Origin of the sequence: Amycolatopsis heterodermiae, from assembly GCF_034929455.1 — a bacterium.
Lineage (GTDB): Bacteria > Actinomycetota > Actinomycetes > Mycobacteriales > Pseudonocardiaceae > Amycolatopsis > Amycolatopsis heterodermiae.
The window spans coordinates 327,277-342,169 of sequence record NZ_JAYFSI010000010.1 but is presented as its reverse complement, the minus strand read 5'-3'; the positions used below and the strand labels follow the sequence as shown (position 1 = coordinate 342,169).

The window sequence follows — 14,893 nt, the reverse complement described above, 5'->3', positions numbered from 1 at the left end:
TCCTACTATTGGAAACCCGACGACCAGTGACGCGGATCTCACCGCACGGCCGGAGAACCTTGACAACGCCCAGCTGGCAGCTATGTTTAACCAGTCCGTTAATTAACAAGGTGCTGAAATGACGACTGCCATTGATCACTTGAGCCGCACGTTGTCGGCACTGGCCGACCCGACGCGGCGCGCCATCCTCACCCGGCTTTCGGCCGGTGAGGCGACGGTCAACGAGCTCGCCGGGCCGCTGCCGATGAGCCTGCCCGCGGTCTCCCGGCACCTGAAGGTGCTGGAACAGGCCGGGCTGATCACCCGCGGCCGCACCCGCCAGTGGCGGCCCTGCCGGCTGGAGGCGAAACCGCTGGAAGACGTCGCCGACTGGGTCGCGGCCTACCGCCGGTTCTGGGAAGGCGGCTTCGACCGCCTCGACGAGCACCTGCGAGAACTGCAGGGAGGAGCCGAGGATGCCTGACTCCGCACTCACGATCACCCGGGTCTTCGACGCGCCCCGCGAGCTCGTCTTCACCGCGTGGACCGACCCGGACCAGCTGGCGAGCTGGCTCGGCCCGAGCGGGTTCACCGGGTGCGCGGTCACCCTCGACACCCGCGAAGGCGGCCAGTGGCGGGCGTGCATCCGCTCCCCCGAAGGCGACGAGCACTGGATGCGCGGCGTCTACCGCGAGATCACTGCCCCCGAACGGCTCGTGTTCACCTTCGCCTGGGACGCCGACGGCGACCGCGGCATCGAGACCGTCGTGACGATCGGCTTCGCCGACCTCGGCGGCAAGACCGAGATGACCTTCACCCAGACCGGCTTCCCGAGCACCGCCGAGCGCGACGGCCACCACGACGGCTGGACCTCGAGCTTCGACGACCTGGCCGGCTCCCTCCCCACCCGACGAGAGGAAACCCGATGACCGCGATCGTCTCCCCGGAGGAATGGCAGACCGCGCGCGACGCGCTGCTGGTCAAGGAGAAGGAGCACATGAAGGCGGCCGACGCCCTCGCCGCCGAGCGCCGGCGGCTGCCGATGGTCCGCTTCGACGCGAGCTACCCGTTCGACGGCGCGGACGGCAAGGTCAGCCTGCTCGACCTGTTCGACGGCCGCCGCCAGCTGATCGTCTACCACTTCATGCTGCACCCGGGCGACGAGGCGGGCTGCCCGGGCTGCTCGCTGCTCGTCGACAACCTGCCGCACCTGGCGCACCTGCACGCGCGGGACGTCACGCTCAAGGTCGTCGCGCCCGCGACCCTGCCCGAGATCGAGCGGTACAAGGCGCGCATGGGCTGGGACGTGCCGTGGGTGTCGGCGCACGGCACCGGCTTCACCGAGGACTGCGGGGTCGGCGGCGGCTTCGGCGTCAGCGTGTTCCGGCGCGAGGGCGACGAGGTCTACCGGACGTACTTCACGACCGGGCGCGGCGGCGAGATGTTCCTGGCGTCGCACCGCTACCTCGACATCACCCCGCTGGGCCGCCAGGAGGCGTGGGAAGAGGACAGCCACGGCGACGACGCGCCCAGCTCCTGGTGGCGGCGCCACGACGAGTACTGAGGGTTCGGCCGTACCGAGGGCACGACTCGGCGCGGCCTCGCGCTCGTGCGACGAGCGGGCCGTGCTGCCTTGACGCCGGGCCCGGGGCACGCCCCGGGCCCTGACGGCGTCAGCGCGCGTTGGCCGCCCGCAGCGCGATCCACTGCCGCATCGCGTACTCGACCAGCGTGATCAGCGTCTGCTTGGTCGACTCGCGGTCCCGGGCGTCGCAGCGGACGATCGGGATGTTCGGGTCGATCGACAGCGCTTCGCGGACGTCGTTGATGTCGTGCTCGAGCACGCCGTCGAACGTGTTGACGCCGACGATGTACGGCAGTCCACGGTCCTCGAAGAAGTCGATCGGCGCGAACGAGTCGGCCAGCCTGCGCGTGTCGGCGAGGACCACCGCGCCGATGGCGCCGCGGACCAGGTCGTCCCACATGAACCAGAACCGCTGCTGCCCGGGCGTGCCGAACAGGTAGAGGATCAGATCCGCGTCCAGCGAGACCCGGCCGAAGTCCATCGCGACGGTCGTCGTCGACTTGTTCGGCGTCTGGTCGAGGTTGTCGACCCCGACGCTGGCGTCGGTCATCATCGCCTCGGTGGTGAGCGGCACGATCTCCGACACCGACCCGACGAACGTCGTCTTCCCCGCGCCGAAGCCGCCCGCCACCACGATCTTGGCGGATGTCATGGTCGGGGGCGCGGTGTCCCGCGGTGCCTTAAAGCCGACGGAGTCCACTCAAAACCCTTTCCATCAACACCAGATGTGCCTCGGCGCCGTCATTGCCCGTTATCGTCTTGTGCACCGTGACCAGCCCCGCGTCCGCCGCGTCGCTGATCAGCACCCGGGCCACCCCCAGCGGTACGCGCAACGCCGAAACGATCTCGGCGACCGAACGGGGTGTCCGGCACTCTTCCATGATCGAGATGCACTCGATCTGCTCCGCGGCCACTTCGGGGAGGCCACCGGTGGCAGCGTAGTCCTTCGTGGAGACGAGTGTCTCCAGCTCCAGCGCGTAATTCGCACGCGTGCGGCCGCCGGTGAGAGCGTAGGGCCGCACGATCGAGGTCTGGTCCTCGGGGGCCGATGGCTGTTCGAACACCCGGGGCATGACGAACTCGCCGCTGGGCGGACCCGGGTCGAACAGCCCACCTGGCCTGGGACTGTCCCCGTCGGTACTGCCGGGTGGAGAGACTAGAGAGGTCACACGTTCTCCTGGGTCGGCCGACGGCGCTGGTGGCGCCGGCGGTTCCGCGGCCGCGTGGGCACCCGCGGCCGGGGGTGGCGGGGACTCCTTGCTCTTCTTGCGCTTCCGGCGGGCACGGCCGGAATCCAGGGTGAACCCGTTGAAGACGTCGGCGAACGTGCCGTCGCCCCCCTGACCGGAGGCGTCCGCCTCCGGGGGTTCGCCAAAAGATCCGGGCCCCGTGCTCATCGCGCCATCATCCCACCGGTTCGCCGATCAGCGACCCACCCGAACCCTGGAGCTGGGCGCGCAGCTCCGGGGTCAGGATCTGGCCCACCCGATCGACGAGCATCGTCATCTCGTAAGCGACCTGACCGATGTCGCAGTTGGGGGCGGCGAGCACGGCCAGGCAGGATCCGTCGCTGATCGACATCAGCACCATGATCCCCAGCTCCATCTCGACCACCGTCTCGTTCACCGCGCCGGCCTCGAAGCAGCGCGCGGCGCCCTGCGTGAGGCTGACCAGTCCCGACGCGACCGCGGCGAGCTGGTCGGCCCGATCGAGCGGGAGCCGGTTCGACGCGGACAGCAGCAGGCCGTCCGCCGAGACGACCACCGCGTGCGCCACGCCGGGTACTCGCTCGGCGAAGTCGTTGACCAGCCAGCCGAACTGATTCTGCGTCGGCTGAGCGCTACTCGGCGAGGTCATTCACCCTCCAGTGTCTCGTGGTTCTTCTCGGTCGCCCGAGCGTTGCGGTGGCGTCCGCGCTCGATGCCCTGCTGGAAACTGCGCAGGCGACCGCGTACGTCGTGTGCGTCGCGTTGTGGCCGGGGGGCCGTGCCCCCGGTGGGTGGTGCGGCGCTGCCCGGGAGCAGCTGCTCCCCGCGACGGCGCCGGGGCAATCCTGCCGAGGTGAACGTCGCGGGCGCAGACTGGGAGACCGCTTGCACGGCCCGCCAGCCCTCATCGGGCCCGAAGTTCCACTCGGCGGTCGCCTCCAGGGCGGTTTCCTCCCGGCGAAGCGCCGGAGGCACCTCCTGGCGTTCGGCCGGCTCGCCGGCTTGGGTTTGCGTGGCCGGACGGCCGGCCTCCTGGCCTGGTCGCCCGCCCTGCTGCGGCAGATCCTGCTGCTGCGGTGGCTGCTGCTCTACCTGGCCTTGGCCGAGTTGCTGCTCGCCCGCGCGCTGGCCGAGTTGCTGCTCGCCTGGGCGTTGGCGGCCCGGTTGTCCCGACTGCCGGTAGGCCGCCGGCGGGACGGGGTGCCGCCCCGGCTCCTGGAAGCCGGGCGGCCGCCCCTGCCCCGGCTGCGGCGGTTGCCCGCCGAACTGCCGCGGCAGGGAGAACTGCCCCGAACCAGGCGGCGGGAAGGCCCCGGGCTGATACGGCGCCTGCCGGGGTTGCTGCTCACCGGGCTGGAACGCTGCGGGTTGCCCGTTGGGCTGCTGCCCGTTGGGCTGCTGCTCACCGGGCCGGAACGCTGGGGGCTGACCGTTGGGCTGGCCGCCGTTGGGCTGCGGCCGGACGGGCTGGTGGAACCCCGAAGGCTGACCCGCGCGCTGGTCGCCGGGCTGCTGCTCACGGGGGTACTGCTCACGAGGCTGCCCGTCAGGCGGCTGGAACGCCGCCCGCTGCGGCACCGGCGGCCGACCGCCGGGATACCTCGCCGGGTCCTGCCCATTGGCGGGCTGCTGCCCCTCCGGGGACTGCTGTTCTCCCGCCTGCCCGCCGAATTGCCGGAACCCCCCGGGCTGCTGTCCTTCCGGTGTCCGCTGGTCTCCCGGCTGGCCACCGAACTGCTGGGACGCCGAGGGCTGGCCCTCGTAATACTGCGCCGCGGACCGTCGGCCCGGCAGCGGCGTTCCGGGCCGGCCATTCGGCTGCTCGCCGAATTCCTGCTGCCCGCCCGCCTGCATGCCGCCCGGCTCTTGGTCGCCCGGCTGCTGCTGTCCGGCCGCGTACAGGCCGCCCGGCTGCTGCGCCTCGGGCTGCCCGCCCGACTGCTCCTCAGCCTGCTGCCCGCGTGCCCGCAGGCCGCCCGGCTCCTGGTCACCCGGACGCTCGCCGAACTCCTGCCGTCCGTCCGAGTTCAGGCCGCCCGGCTGCTGCTCCTCAGACTGCTGCGGCCCGCGCGCCCGCAGGCCGCTCGGCTGCCCGTCGCCCGGTCGCTCGTCGGACTGCTGCTGCCCGTCCGAGGGCAAGCCGCTCGGCTGCTCGCTCGACTGCTGCAGGTCGGCCGGCTGCTCTGCCTGAGCCTTGTCCTGCTCCTGCGGCGAACCTGCACCCGCAGCCGCGGCCTGGCGGGCTTCCTCGCGGCCTCGGGTTACTCCCTGCTGGAAGCTGCTCAGGCGGCCGCGGACGTCTGCCGGGTCGCGGACCGGGAGGTCTGAGCGGGCCGGGGCCGGTGAGAGAGCCGAGGGGCTCGAGGTCGCGCTGCCCGGCATCAGCTGCTCGCCGCGGCGGCGGCGTGGGAGGCCCGCGTCGGTGAAGGCCGTCGGCTCGGCCTTGGTGACCGCCTGGACCGTGCGGAATTCTTCGTCGCTCGCGAAGTCCCAGCTGCGGCCCTCCGGCTCGGCGGCCGGCTCCTCCTCGGCGACCGGCTCCTCGGTGACCGCGGGAGCGGGCGCGGGGGCCGGTTTCTCGGCGGGCTTGTCCTCGCGGAACCACGCCGACAGCATCTCGTCGAAGATCGGCGTCGTCTCGGAGCGGTCCGGGGCCGGGGCGGGCTTGGCCGCGGGGGACGGCTTCCCGGTCGCGTGCCGCCACCAGTCGCTGAGCGTGGTTTCGTTGGCGGAGAACAGGTCCTTGCCCGAAGGCAGGTCGTCGTGGCGCGGCGGCTGCGGCACCGGCAGCACCGCGGGCACCGGCGGCAGGGTCGGGCGCGGCGGCGGGGCCGGGTCGTCCTTCGGGATCGGGGCGAACAGGTCCGTCCCCGAGATCTCCAGGTCCGACGGCGGCCGCTCGGTGGCGGGGCCGTGCCCGTTGGCCAGCCCGGCGAGATCGCTGGCCGACGGCCACCGCTCCTCCCCCATCGGCGGCTGCTGCGGGACCACCGGCTGCGGGCGGGAGTTGCCGTTGACCTGGCGGCGCGGCAGCTGCGAGCCGGCGGGCGGGCTCAGCGGCGACTGCTGCAGCGTGCCGATCGGGCCGGTCAGCGGGCCGTCGGTCGCCGGCATCACCAGCTCCGCCGGGACGACGACGGTGGCCCGGACGCCGACGATGTCCTTGCCGCCGTGCAGCGAGACGCCGATCCGGTGCCGGCTGGCCAGCCGGCCGACCACGAACAGGCCCATCCGGCGCGACGTCGCCAGGTCGACCGACCCGGCCTCGGTCAGCCGGGTGTTCGCCTCGGTGACCTCGGCCTCGTTCATGCCGATGCCCTTGTCGAGGATGTCGACGTTGAGCGAGCCGTCCTCGCCCAGCCGCGACGCCACCGTCACCGACGTCTCCGGCGCGGAGAACGCGGTCGCGTTGTCCAGCAGCTCGGCGACCAGGCGCATCAGGTCGCTCGCGGCGTAGCCGACGATCCGCGCCGGGGGCGGCGGCTGGACCTGGACCCGCTGGTACTGCTCGATCTCCGACACCGCGGCGCGGAGCATGTCGGTGGTGCCGACCGGCTTGCCGGACCGGCGGCCCGGCTCGGCGCCGGAGAGGACCATCAGGTTCTCGTTGTTGCGCCGCATGCGGGTGGCGAGGTGGTCGAGCTGGAACAGCGTCGCGAGCTGGTCGGCGTCCTCCTCGTCCCGCTCGAGCTGCTCGATCAGCTGCAGCTGCCGCTGCACCAGGCTCTGGCTGCGCCGCGACAGGTTGACGAACACGCTGCCGTACCCGGTGCGCATCGCGGCCTGCTCGGTCGCCAGGCGCAGCGCCTGGTGGTGCACCTTGTCGAACGCGCGGGCCACCTCGCCGACCTCGTCGTCGGTGCGCACCGGCACCGGCGTGACGTCGGTGCCCTGCGCGCGGCCCTCCTGGATGTTGCGGACGGCCTCGGGCAGCGCGGTCTCGGCGACGTCGAGGGCGCTGAGCCGCAGCACCTTCAGCGAGCGCAGCAGCTGGCGGGTGATGAGGAAGACGACCGCGACGGCGAGCACCATGGTGGCGAACAGCAGCACGGCGAGCAGGCCGGCCCCGCTGCTGGCGTCCTCGACCAGGCTCGACGACGTGTCCGACGCCGTCGTGCCGAGCCGGTCGGCGACCTGGGCGATCTGCGTCCGCATCGCTGTGGACGCGGCGTTCCAGTCGGCCGCGGACAGGGAACGGAAGGCGTCGCGCGCGGAGTCGGGCTGCACGCCGAGCACGGATTCGACCATCCGGGCGCGGCTCTGCGCCTGCGCGCCCTCGGCGATCGCGGCGAAGTCGCGCTGCAGCGAGTCGCCCGCCGCGGACCGGAAGTCGACGAGCCGGTCGGCCAGCCGCAGCTCGGCGGCGCGCAGGGTGGCCAGCTCGCTCGGCGACAGCGCGGAACGGACGATGCCGTAGGACACCAGCGCCTGGCTGACCGACACCTGCTCGCCCGCGACGAGCAGCTCGTGCAGGCCGGCGGGCGTGCCGCCGAGGGTGCCGTCGCCGGCGCCCGCGGTGGCCGCGGTGTCGAGGCCGATCAGCGCGCCGGTGACGCCGGAGTAGGCGGTGACGGCCTGGCCCGGGTCGAGCTGGCCGCCGTCGACCTGGCGGCGGAGGAAGCCGAGGTTGTTGACCTGCGCGGTGGCCGCGCCCGCGGCGCCGGCGACACCGGGCTCGATGGCGGACGCGCGGGCCTGCGCGTCGGTGAACGGGACGACCGCGGCGTCGGCCGCCTTGCGGGCCGCGGCCAGCTCGGGCGTGCCGCCGACGGTGCCCTCGGCGAGCATCGCCGCGGTGACCGTGCGCTCCTGCTGCAGGGCGCTGGTGAGGGCGCGCACCTGGCCGCCGAGGGTGACCAGCCGGTCGAGCCGCTGGTAGTCGTCCGAGCGGCCGACCTGGCCGGCGATCGTCGTGATGCCGAGGACCATCGCGAGCGCGATGGGCACGACGGTGACGGCCGAAAGCTTGACGGGGAGGCTCCAGTCGCGCCAGCGCACCAGCGCCTGCCAGACGGCCTTCCCCTTCGACCGCCGGGGTGCTCGGCCGAGCAGTTCCCCGACGGGCACCTGACCTTCTCCTGCAACGGTCACGTGAGTGACTCCCTGTCCGGCGTCATGGATCCGCGTCGGCCGCACGGCGTCCCGGCTCGCGGCGTTCCGGCGGGCGGTCGTGCCGCCACCGCCCAGCCGCTCCCCGGGCCCCCTCGCACGTCCCCGGCTGCCCTTCCGTCCGCGCGCAGCAGGCACCGTCCCGAGGTCCCGTGCCCGGGACTCTGCACGTGCACGGCGCAAGTTGCGGTCTGCACGGTCGTCGAGATCAACTTAATCGGTGCCAATCGGATCGCTGCGGTCAGCTGGGCCAAAGAATCGTACCCCCGCGGCCAGTACGGTCAATTTTGTTCCCGATTCGTACGCTGACCTGGGAAAAGTAGATTCCGGCCCGGTGGTGGGCGGACTCATTCTGCACGGTCGGGGGCGGAAGAGGGAATTCCGGTTACCGGACGCGGCGGCCGCGAGCGTCCGGCGGTCACCCGATTAGCCCACCCAGCGCAGTCAACTCCCACGGACGATCTACACTCCGTACCCCCATCGGGTGGGTCAAGTGCCAAGGTGTGCCCGATGTTGTGGCATTCCGTCCGACCGTCGCCCGACCTGGTGATTCCTTTCGAGACCCCGCACTGACCAGTGGATCTTCTCCGCCACGCCCGCTGCCGGGCGACCCTCTCCGAGGCGACCACCGACCCCTTCGAGCACTCTGAGTGACAGATGACTACCCGAGCCCGGCGTGAATACCCCGTTCGCCGCAGCGAACACCAATGACGACAGCACGCCGTCACAATTCTTTTCATCATTACGGGTGAGCCGCCCGCGATCATGTCGCAGCTGCGCTTTCGACACTTTCGACAGGAAAACGAATACCGCGCCCCGGCGGTTCGCAAACGCCCGGCCGCCTTTCGATAACGCCAGACGGCCTAGTTACGATGTGCGCCTCGCAGTCCGCAAGGGCGGCCCGGCGCCCTGCTCGGCAGGCTCCCCGGTGCTCCGCCGCCACGGAAGGCTTTCCGCCGGAGGCAACCCATGTACGACGTCGCGCGCCCCGTGACGGGCAACGCCCTGGAAGAGACCGGCCAGATGCCGGCCCTGTTCACCGGGGACCGCCCGCCGGGCGCCCACCGCCAGACCCGGCCCCGCTCGGGTCCCGACTACCCCGCGATCCAGGCCGGGCGCGAGTTCACCGCGCTGCGCCGCCGGTTCCGGGCGTTCGTCTTCCCGATGAGCCTCGCCTTCTTCGCCTGGTACATGACCTACGTGCTGCTGGCCGCCTACGCGCACGCCTTCATGAGCACCAAGGTGTTCGGCCAGGTCAACGTCGGCATCCTGCTCGGCATCGGCCAGTTCGCCAGCACGGCGCTGGTCACCTGGCTCTACCTGCGCTACGCCCGCCGCCACCTCGACCCGCGCGTGGCCGAGCTCCGGGCCCGCGAGGGCCTGACCGAGGGGACGTCCCGATGAGCACACCGACCGCGCTCGCCGCGGGCACGCCCGCCAGCGACCCGATCGTCAACACCGCCGTGTTCGCCCTGTTCGTGGCGATCACCCTGTACGTCGTCTACCGGGCCAGCTCCCGGAACTCCTCGACGTCGGACTACTACGCCGCGGGCAGCGCGTTCACCGGCCGCCAGAACGGCATCGCGCTGTCGGGCGACTTCCTGTCGGCGGCGTCGTTCCTCGGCATCGCCGGCGCCATCGCGATCCACGGCTACGACGGCTTCCTCTACTCGATCGGGTTCCTCGTCGCGTGGCTGGTGGACCTGCTGCTGATCGCGGAGCTGCTGCGCAACACCGGCCGGTTCACGATGGGCGACGTCCTGAGCTTCCGCATGAAGCAGCGCCCGGTCCGCGCCGCGGCGGCGACGTCGACCCTGGTCATCTCGTTCTTCTACATGCTGGCGCAGATGGCGGGCGCCGGCGGCCTGGTGGCGCTGCTGCTCAACGTGCACTCCAAGCTCGGCCAGGCGCTGGTGATCGGCGTCGTCGGCCTGGTCATGGTGCTGTACGTGCTGGTCGGCGGGATGAAGGGCACCACGTGGGTGCAGATCATCAAGGCGACGATCCTGCTGATGTGCGGCGTGCTGCTGACGGTGTTCCTGTTCGGCAAGTTCGGCTTCGGGTTCTCGAACCTGCTGTCCTCGGCGGCCGAGAACAGCCCGCTCGGCGAGAAGCTCCTCGAGCCGGGCGGCTCCTACGGCAAGAACGGCACCACGAAGCTCGACTTCGTGTCGCTGGCGCTGGCCCTGGTGCTCGGCGCGGCGGCCCTGCCGCACGTGCTGATGCGCTTCTACACGGTGCCGAACTCGCGCGAAGCGCGGCGAAGCGTCGTCTGGGCGACGGCGTGCATGTTCGTGTTCTACCTGTGCACGCTGGTGATCGGCTTCGGCGCGGCCGCGCTGGTCGGCGCGGACGAGATCAAGGGCGCCCCGGGCGGCGAGAACTCGGCGGCGCCGCTGCTGGCGCTGCACGTCGGCGGGACGCTGCTGCTCGGCATCATCGCCGCGGTGGCGTTCGCGACGATCCTGGCCGTGGTGGCCGGGCTGACGATCACCGCGTCGGCCTCGTTCGCCCACGACGTCTACGCGAACATCTTCAAGCGCGGCAAGGCGGACCCGGCCGACGAGGTCCGGGTGGCCCGGCTGACCGCGATCGTGGTCGGCGCGCTGGCCATCGTCGGCGGTGTCCTGGCCAACGGGCAGAACATCGCGTTCCTGGTGGCGCTGGCCTTCGCCGTCGCCGCGTCGGCGAACCTGTCGACGCTGCTGTACTCCCTGTTCTGGAAGCGGTTCAACACGACCGGCACGCTCTGGGGCATCTACGGCGGCTTGATCGCGTGCCTGCTGCTGGTGGTCTTCTCCCCGGTGATGTCGGGCGCGCCCGACTCGATCATCAAGGGCGTCGACTTCGCCTGGTTCCCGCTGAAGAACCCGGGCCTGATCTCGATCCCGTTCTCGTTCCTCTGCGGGTTCGTCGGCACGCTCGTCGGCAAGCCGAAGGCGGACGCGGACAAGCACGCCGAGATGGAGGTCCGGTCCCTCACGGGCATCGGCAGCTAGACCCCAGAAGAGGCCTCTGGGCGGCCTGCGTCACGCGCGCAGGCCGTCCAGGATCACGCTCAGCACCAGCTTTCCCTCTTCCGGGCTGCAGTTGCGCACGGCCATGCCGGCGCCGTGGCCCAGCCGCAGCACGTCGGCGCCGGTGACGTCGGCGCGCACGACACCGGCGGCCTGCGCGGCCTCGACCAGCGTGCCCGTCGCCCCGCGCAGCCGTTTCTGGCAGTACTGGAACGTCTCGGACCCGGAGTCGATGGACTCCTTGAGGATCGCGGCCAGCTTGTGCCGCTCGACGACCCAGGTGACCTGCTCCCGCATCCAGGCCTCGAGAGCCTCCCAGGGCGCCAGCTCGTCGTGCAGCACGAGCGCCCGGTCGGCCAGCAGGCCGATCTCGTCCCGGTAGACGGTCTCGATCAGCTGCTCCCGCGTCGGGAAGTGCCGGTACAGCGTGCCCGCGCCGACGCCGGCCGTCTTCGCGATGTCGTCCAGCGGGACGTCGGCGCCGTGCTCGGCGAACAGCACCTTGGCCGTCGCCACGATGCGCTCATAGTTGCGCCGCGCGTCCGCGCGCATCGGGCGCTCCGCGTCGTCCCTCGGCATCCCTGCCTCCTCGCCCTTAACCGGAGAGATTCTCCGAATTCACTTGCGCATCCGGAGACAGTCTCCATATTATCGCGTCGGACCAAGTGGAGAAACTCTCCGCTTACCTTCGTGCTCCTTGGGGGAGTATCTCTTGTCCCAGCAGACGATCCATCCCGCGGTGGAGCCTGCCCCGGCCCGCCGCGGCGGGCTGGTCCTGGCGATCATCCTCACCTGCCAGCTCATGCTCGTCCTCGACGCGACGGTGATGAACGTCGCGCTCCCGCGCATCCAGTCCGACCTGGGGTTCTCCGCCACCGGCCTGTCCTGGGTGATGACCGCCTACAGCCTGGTCTTCGGCGGCCTGCTCCTGCTCGGCGGCCGCGCGGGCGACCTGTTCGGCCGGCGCCGGATGTTCGTCGCCGGCACCGCCGTGTTCACCCTCGCCTCGCTCGCCGGCGGCCTGGCCGGGACGGCCGAGCTGCTCATCGCGGCCCGCGTTCTGCAGGGCGTCGGCGCCGCCATGGCCGGCCCGAGCACCCTGGCGCTGGTCGCGACGACGTTCACCGAAGGCAAGGCCCGGGTGCGGGCCCTGGCCCTGTTCTCCGCGATGTCCAGCGGCGGGTTCGCCATCGGCCTGATCGTCGGCGGCCTGCTCACCGAGTGGATCTCCTGGCGCGCGGCGCTGTTCATCAACGTGCCGTTCGGCCTGGCGATCGTGCTGCTCGCACCGCGGTTCGTGCCGGAGCCGCAACGCCGGCCCGCGCACCTCGACCTGCCCGGCGCGATCACCGGCACGCTCGGCGTCGGCGCGCTCGTGTTCGCCTTCACCCACGCCGCGTCCGACGGCTGGGGCGACCCGGTGACGCTCGGCTCGCTCGCCGGCGGCCTGCTCCTGCTGGCCGGGTTCGTCGCCATCGAAGCGCGGACGGCGAGGCCGCTCGTCCCGCTCCGGCTGTTCGCCGACCGCAACCGCAGCGCGGCCTACGTCAACTTCTTCCTCGGGCCGATGGCCATGATGTCGATGTTCTTCTTCCTCACCCAGTTCATGCAGGACATCCGGCACTTCGCCGCGCTGGCCACCGGGTTCGCGTTCCTGCCGATGGCGGCGCTGATCTTCACGATGAGCCGGCTCGTGCCCCGGCTGCTCCCCCGCTACGGCCCGAAGCCCCTCGCCGTCACCGGGGCGGTGCTGATGGTCGCCGGAGCCGGCTGGCTGGGGCTGCTCACGACGGACAGCGCGTACTTCCCGGCCCTGCTCGGGCCGCTGCTGCTGATGGGCCTCGGCGGCGGGCTGGGGTTCGCGCCGCTCAACGTGATCGTGATGGCCACCGTGCCCGCCGAGGACGCCGGGGCCGCGGGCGGCGTGCTGCAGACGATGCAGCAGGTCGGCAGCACGCTCGGGCTCGGCATCCTGATCACGGTGTTCGGCTCGGCCACCCGCTCGGCGGCGGCGTCCGGGGTGACCGGGGCGCAGCTCACCGTCGACGGCATGACCGCGGCGTTCGCCACGGCCGCGGCGGTGGCCGCGGGCACCGTCCTGGTGGCGCTGACCTTCCGGCGGGTTACAGCTTCTGGCCGGCCTTGACCTTGTGCGTCACCTTGCGCTCGACGAGGAACGAGACGAACGGGACGCAGCCGGCCAGCAGCACCAGCACGGTGCCCTTGATCGACCAGCGGGCCTTGATGGCCAGGTCGATGGTCAGCACCAGGTAGATCATGTACAGCACGCCGTGGATCGGCGAGTACACCGCGGACGGCGTCGGGTTGCCGAAGCCGTAGCGCAGCACCATCACGAAGCACAGGCCGAGCAGGCCGACGCCGGTGACGTAGGCGGCGGTGCGGAACCGGACCAGGGGGCCGGTGAGCGGGACCGCGGTCTGCGCGGCGCCGTCGGTGCGGGTGGTCATCGGGACGTCCTCACTTTGCGGCCTCACTCTGCGGCCTGCTGGTCGCGGGCGTTCAGCTCGCGCAGGTAACGGTTGTACGCGGCCAGCTCCTCGTCCTCGTCGTCCACCGGCGCTTGCACGTCGGGACGGGAACGAGGGGCGGGCACTTCGGCGACGGGGACCGGTTCCGGGGCGGGTTCGGCCTCGGCCTTCTCCCGCAGCCGCCGGATCCGCCAGAACATGAAGGCCGGGAACAGCCCGAACAACGGCCACTGCAGGACGTAACCGAGGTTCTGGAAGGTGCCGTTCGCCGAGGTGAACCGGTCCCACTGCCACCAGGCGAGTCCGCAGCAGATCAGCAGGCTCACCAGGCACGTCGCGACGATCGCGATCCGGCGGCCCCAGGGGGACCCCGCCGGCGGAGGGGATGCTGGCACGAGCCCCAAGCTAGCACTGGGCGCCCGGAGCAGGCCCGGCCCCCGCCCTCTCCTCGGGGGGCGTCCCCAGTCCAGTTTATCGGCTACTGCCGTCGATTCCCGGATTCGCGGGTGATCCGGCACCGGTTGTCCACATTCGGCCGGCCCTGTGGATCGTTCGCGGTCAGCCCTGCTTGCGCACCGACTGGGCGGCCTTGGCGTACCCGTCGGCCAGGCCGAACACCTTCTGCGCGTACTCGGTCGAGTTATTGTAGGATAGGATGCCCGCCCACCAGCCCGACGGGCTCTGCATGTCCCGGCCACCCGCGCACAGGTAGCGGGCCGCGGCGAGGGCGGCGTCGTCGATCTGCTGCGGGTCGCCGAGGCCGTCGCCGTTGCCGTCGGAGGCCCACTTGCGCCACGTGCTGGGGATGAACTGCATCGGCCCGACCGCGCGGTCGACCCCCGCGTCGCCGTCGTAACGGCCGCCGTCGGTGTCGCCGATGGCCTGGACGCCGGACGAGCCGTCGAGCGGGACGCCGATGATCGGCTTCGACGGGCGGCCGTCCGCGCCTAGGACGGCGCCGGCGTACTGGCCGTGGTTCGACTCGATGCGGCCGATGCCGGCGAGCGTCGCCCAGGAGATCTTGCAGTTCGGCTGGGTCGCGCGCATCGCCAGCTCGGCGTTGCCGTACGCCGCCAGGGCCCGCGCCGGGACGCCGCTGGCCCCGGCGACCTGGCTCGCCCACTGCGCGAGCGTCGCCGGTCCGGTGTTGCTGCGGGTCTGGGCCTGCTGCGGAGCGGTCTGCTGGTCGGCGCCGCCCGCGACGGCGCCGCCGGCCGGGGCGACCGACCCCGGGCGGACGTCGGCCGCCTTGACCTGCAGGGCGGGGATCTCGGTGGTGGTCGGGCTCGCCTCCGGCGTCGAAGCGCGGGTGACGAGCCAGACGCCGCCGCCGGCGACCGCCAGCACGACGAAGACCACGATCAGCCGGGTGACCACGGCGAAGCCCGCGGAGCGCGGTGCCGGGGCGGCGGGGGCGGGCTCGTCGACGGAGTCGATCGGGTCGTCCTCGGTCTTTCCGGTACTCGTGCGCACGAAACTCCGGTCCTCCAGCATGGTTGTCGACGA

14 protein-coding genes are annotated in these 14,893 nt (G+C 71.9%); 6 read left to right on the top strand and 8 right to left on the bottom strand.

What is annotated here, in order from left to right; all coding sequences use genetic code 11:
- The first annotated feature begins 118 nt into the window (after nucleotides 1-118).
- From VA596_RS35710 to VA596_RS35700, 3 genes are read left to right on the top strand one after another with little or no spacing between them, the layout of a single operon-like run.
- A complete protein-coding gene (locus tag VA596_RS35710) occupies nucleotides 119-463 on the top strand; it encodes an ArsR/SmtB family transcription factor (RefSeq protein ID WP_323333033.1) in 345 nt (114 codons plus the stop codon).
- Nucleotides 456-908, top strand: coding sequence for an SRPBCC family protein (locus tag VA596_RS35705; protein ID WP_323333031.1), 453 nt, complete (start codon nucleotides 456-458; stop codon nucleotides 906-908). Before VA596_RS35710 ends, VA596_RS35705 begins: the two co-directional genes overlap by 8 nt.
- On the top strand, nucleotides 905-1,543 hold the full coding sequence (locus tag VA596_RS35700) for a DUF899 domain-containing protein (RefSeq protein ID WP_323333029.1): 639 nt from the start codon (nucleotides 905-907) through the stop codon (nucleotides 1,541-1,543). Before VA596_RS35705 ends, VA596_RS35700 begins: the two co-directional genes overlap by 4 nt.
- Before the next feature lie 109 nt (nucleotides 1,544-1,652).
- Here the strand turns inward: VA596_RS35700 and VA596_RS35695 are convergent, their stop codons facing one another.
- Genes VA596_RS35695 through VA596_RS35680 form a run of 4 tightly spaced genes read right to left on the bottom strand, consistent with a single transcriptional unit; the run spans nucleotide 1,653 to nucleotide 7,839 of the window.
- Entirely contained in the window at nucleotides 1,653-2,216 is a 564-nt protein-coding gene (locus VA596_RS35695; protein WP_323333027.1) for a GTP-binding protein, read from the bottom strand.
- Nucleotides 2,217-2,244: 28 nt separating this feature from the next.
- Entirely contained in the window at nucleotides 2,245-2,961 is a 717-nt protein-coding gene (locus VA596_RS35690; RefSeq protein WP_323333025.1) for a DUF742 domain-containing protein, read from the bottom strand.
- 7 nt (nucleotides 2,962-2,968) lie between these two features.
- Nucleotides 2,969-3,421, bottom strand: coding sequence for a roadblock/LC7 domain-containing protein (locus VA596_RS35685; RefSeq protein WP_247063292.1), 453 nt, complete (start codon nucleotides 3,419-3,421; stop codon nucleotides 2,969-2,971).
- Nucleotides 3,418-7,839, bottom strand: coding sequence for a sensor histidine kinase (locus VA596_RS35680; protein WP_323333098.1), 4,422 nt, complete (start codon nucleotides 7,837-7,839; stop codon nucleotides 3,418-3,420). Before VA596_RS35680 ends, VA596_RS35685 begins: the two co-directional genes overlap by 4 nt.
- 1,011 nt (nucleotides 7,840-8,850) lie before the next feature.
- Between VA596_RS35680 and VA596_RS35675 the strand changes: the two genes are divergently transcribed.
- Nucleotides 8,851-9,285 carry a DUF485 domain-containing protein gene (locus VA596_RS35675; protein WP_323333022.1) on the top strand — a complete coding sequence of 145 codons (435 nt, stop codon included), beginning with the start codon at nucleotides 8,851-8,853 and terminating at the stop codon, nucleotides 9,283-9,285.
- Nucleotides 9,282-10,880 (top strand): solute symporter family protein, encoded by a 1,599-nt coding sequence (locus VA596_RS35670; protein WP_323333021.1) that lies wholly within the window; start codon nucleotides 9,282-9,284, stop codon nucleotides 10,878-10,880. The genes VA596_RS35675 and VA596_RS35670 overlap by 4 nt, the downstream gene beginning before the upstream one ends.
- Before the next feature lie 30 nt (nucleotides 10,881-10,910).
- Here the strand turns inward: VA596_RS35670 and VA596_RS35665 are convergent, their stop codons facing one another.
- Nucleotides 10,911-11,477, bottom strand: coding sequence for a TetR/AcrR family transcriptional regulator (locus VA596_RS35665; protein ID WP_323333019.1), 567 nt, complete (start codon nucleotides 11,475-11,477; stop codon nucleotides 10,911-10,913).
- A 133-nt stretch (nucleotides 11,478-11,610) separates the two neighbouring features.
- On the opposite strand from VA596_RS35665, the gene VA596_RS35660 reads away from it, so the two are divergent.
- Nucleotides 11,611-13,044 carry an MFS transporter gene (locus VA596_RS35660; protein WP_323333017.1) on the top strand — a complete coding sequence of 478 codons (1,434 nt, stop codon included), beginning with the start codon at nucleotides 11,611-11,613 and terminating at the stop codon, nucleotides 13,042-13,044.
- On the opposite strand, the gene VA596_RS35655 is transcribed toward VA596_RS35660, so the two are convergent.
- The 3 genes from VA596_RS35655 to VA596_RS35645 all read right to left on the bottom strand — a co-directional run bounded on the left by VA596_RS35655 (nucleotide 13,022) and on the right by VA596_RS35645 (nucleotide 14,860).
- Nucleotides 13,022-13,366 carry a DUF3817 domain-containing protein gene (locus VA596_RS35655; RefSeq protein ID WP_323333015.1) on the bottom strand — a complete coding sequence of 115 codons (345 nt, stop codon included), beginning with the start codon at nucleotides 13,364-13,366 and terminating at the stop codon, nucleotides 13,022-13,024. The genes VA596_RS35660 and VA596_RS35655 overlap by 23 nt on opposite strands.
- A 23-nt stretch (nucleotides 13,367-13,389) precedes the next feature.
- Nucleotides 13,390-13,782, bottom strand: coding sequence for a hypothetical protein (locus VA596_RS35650; RefSeq protein ID WP_410171953.1), 393 nt, complete (start codon nucleotides 13,780-13,782; stop codon nucleotides 13,390-13,392).
- A gap of 163 nt (nucleotides 13,783-13,945) precedes the next feature.
- A complete protein-coding gene (locus VA596_RS35645; RefSeq protein WP_323333013.1) occupies nucleotides 13,946-14,860 on the bottom strand; it encodes a lytic transglycosylase domain-containing protein in 915 nt (304 codons plus the stop codon).
- Nucleotides 14,861-14,893 lie beyond the last annotated feature (33 nt).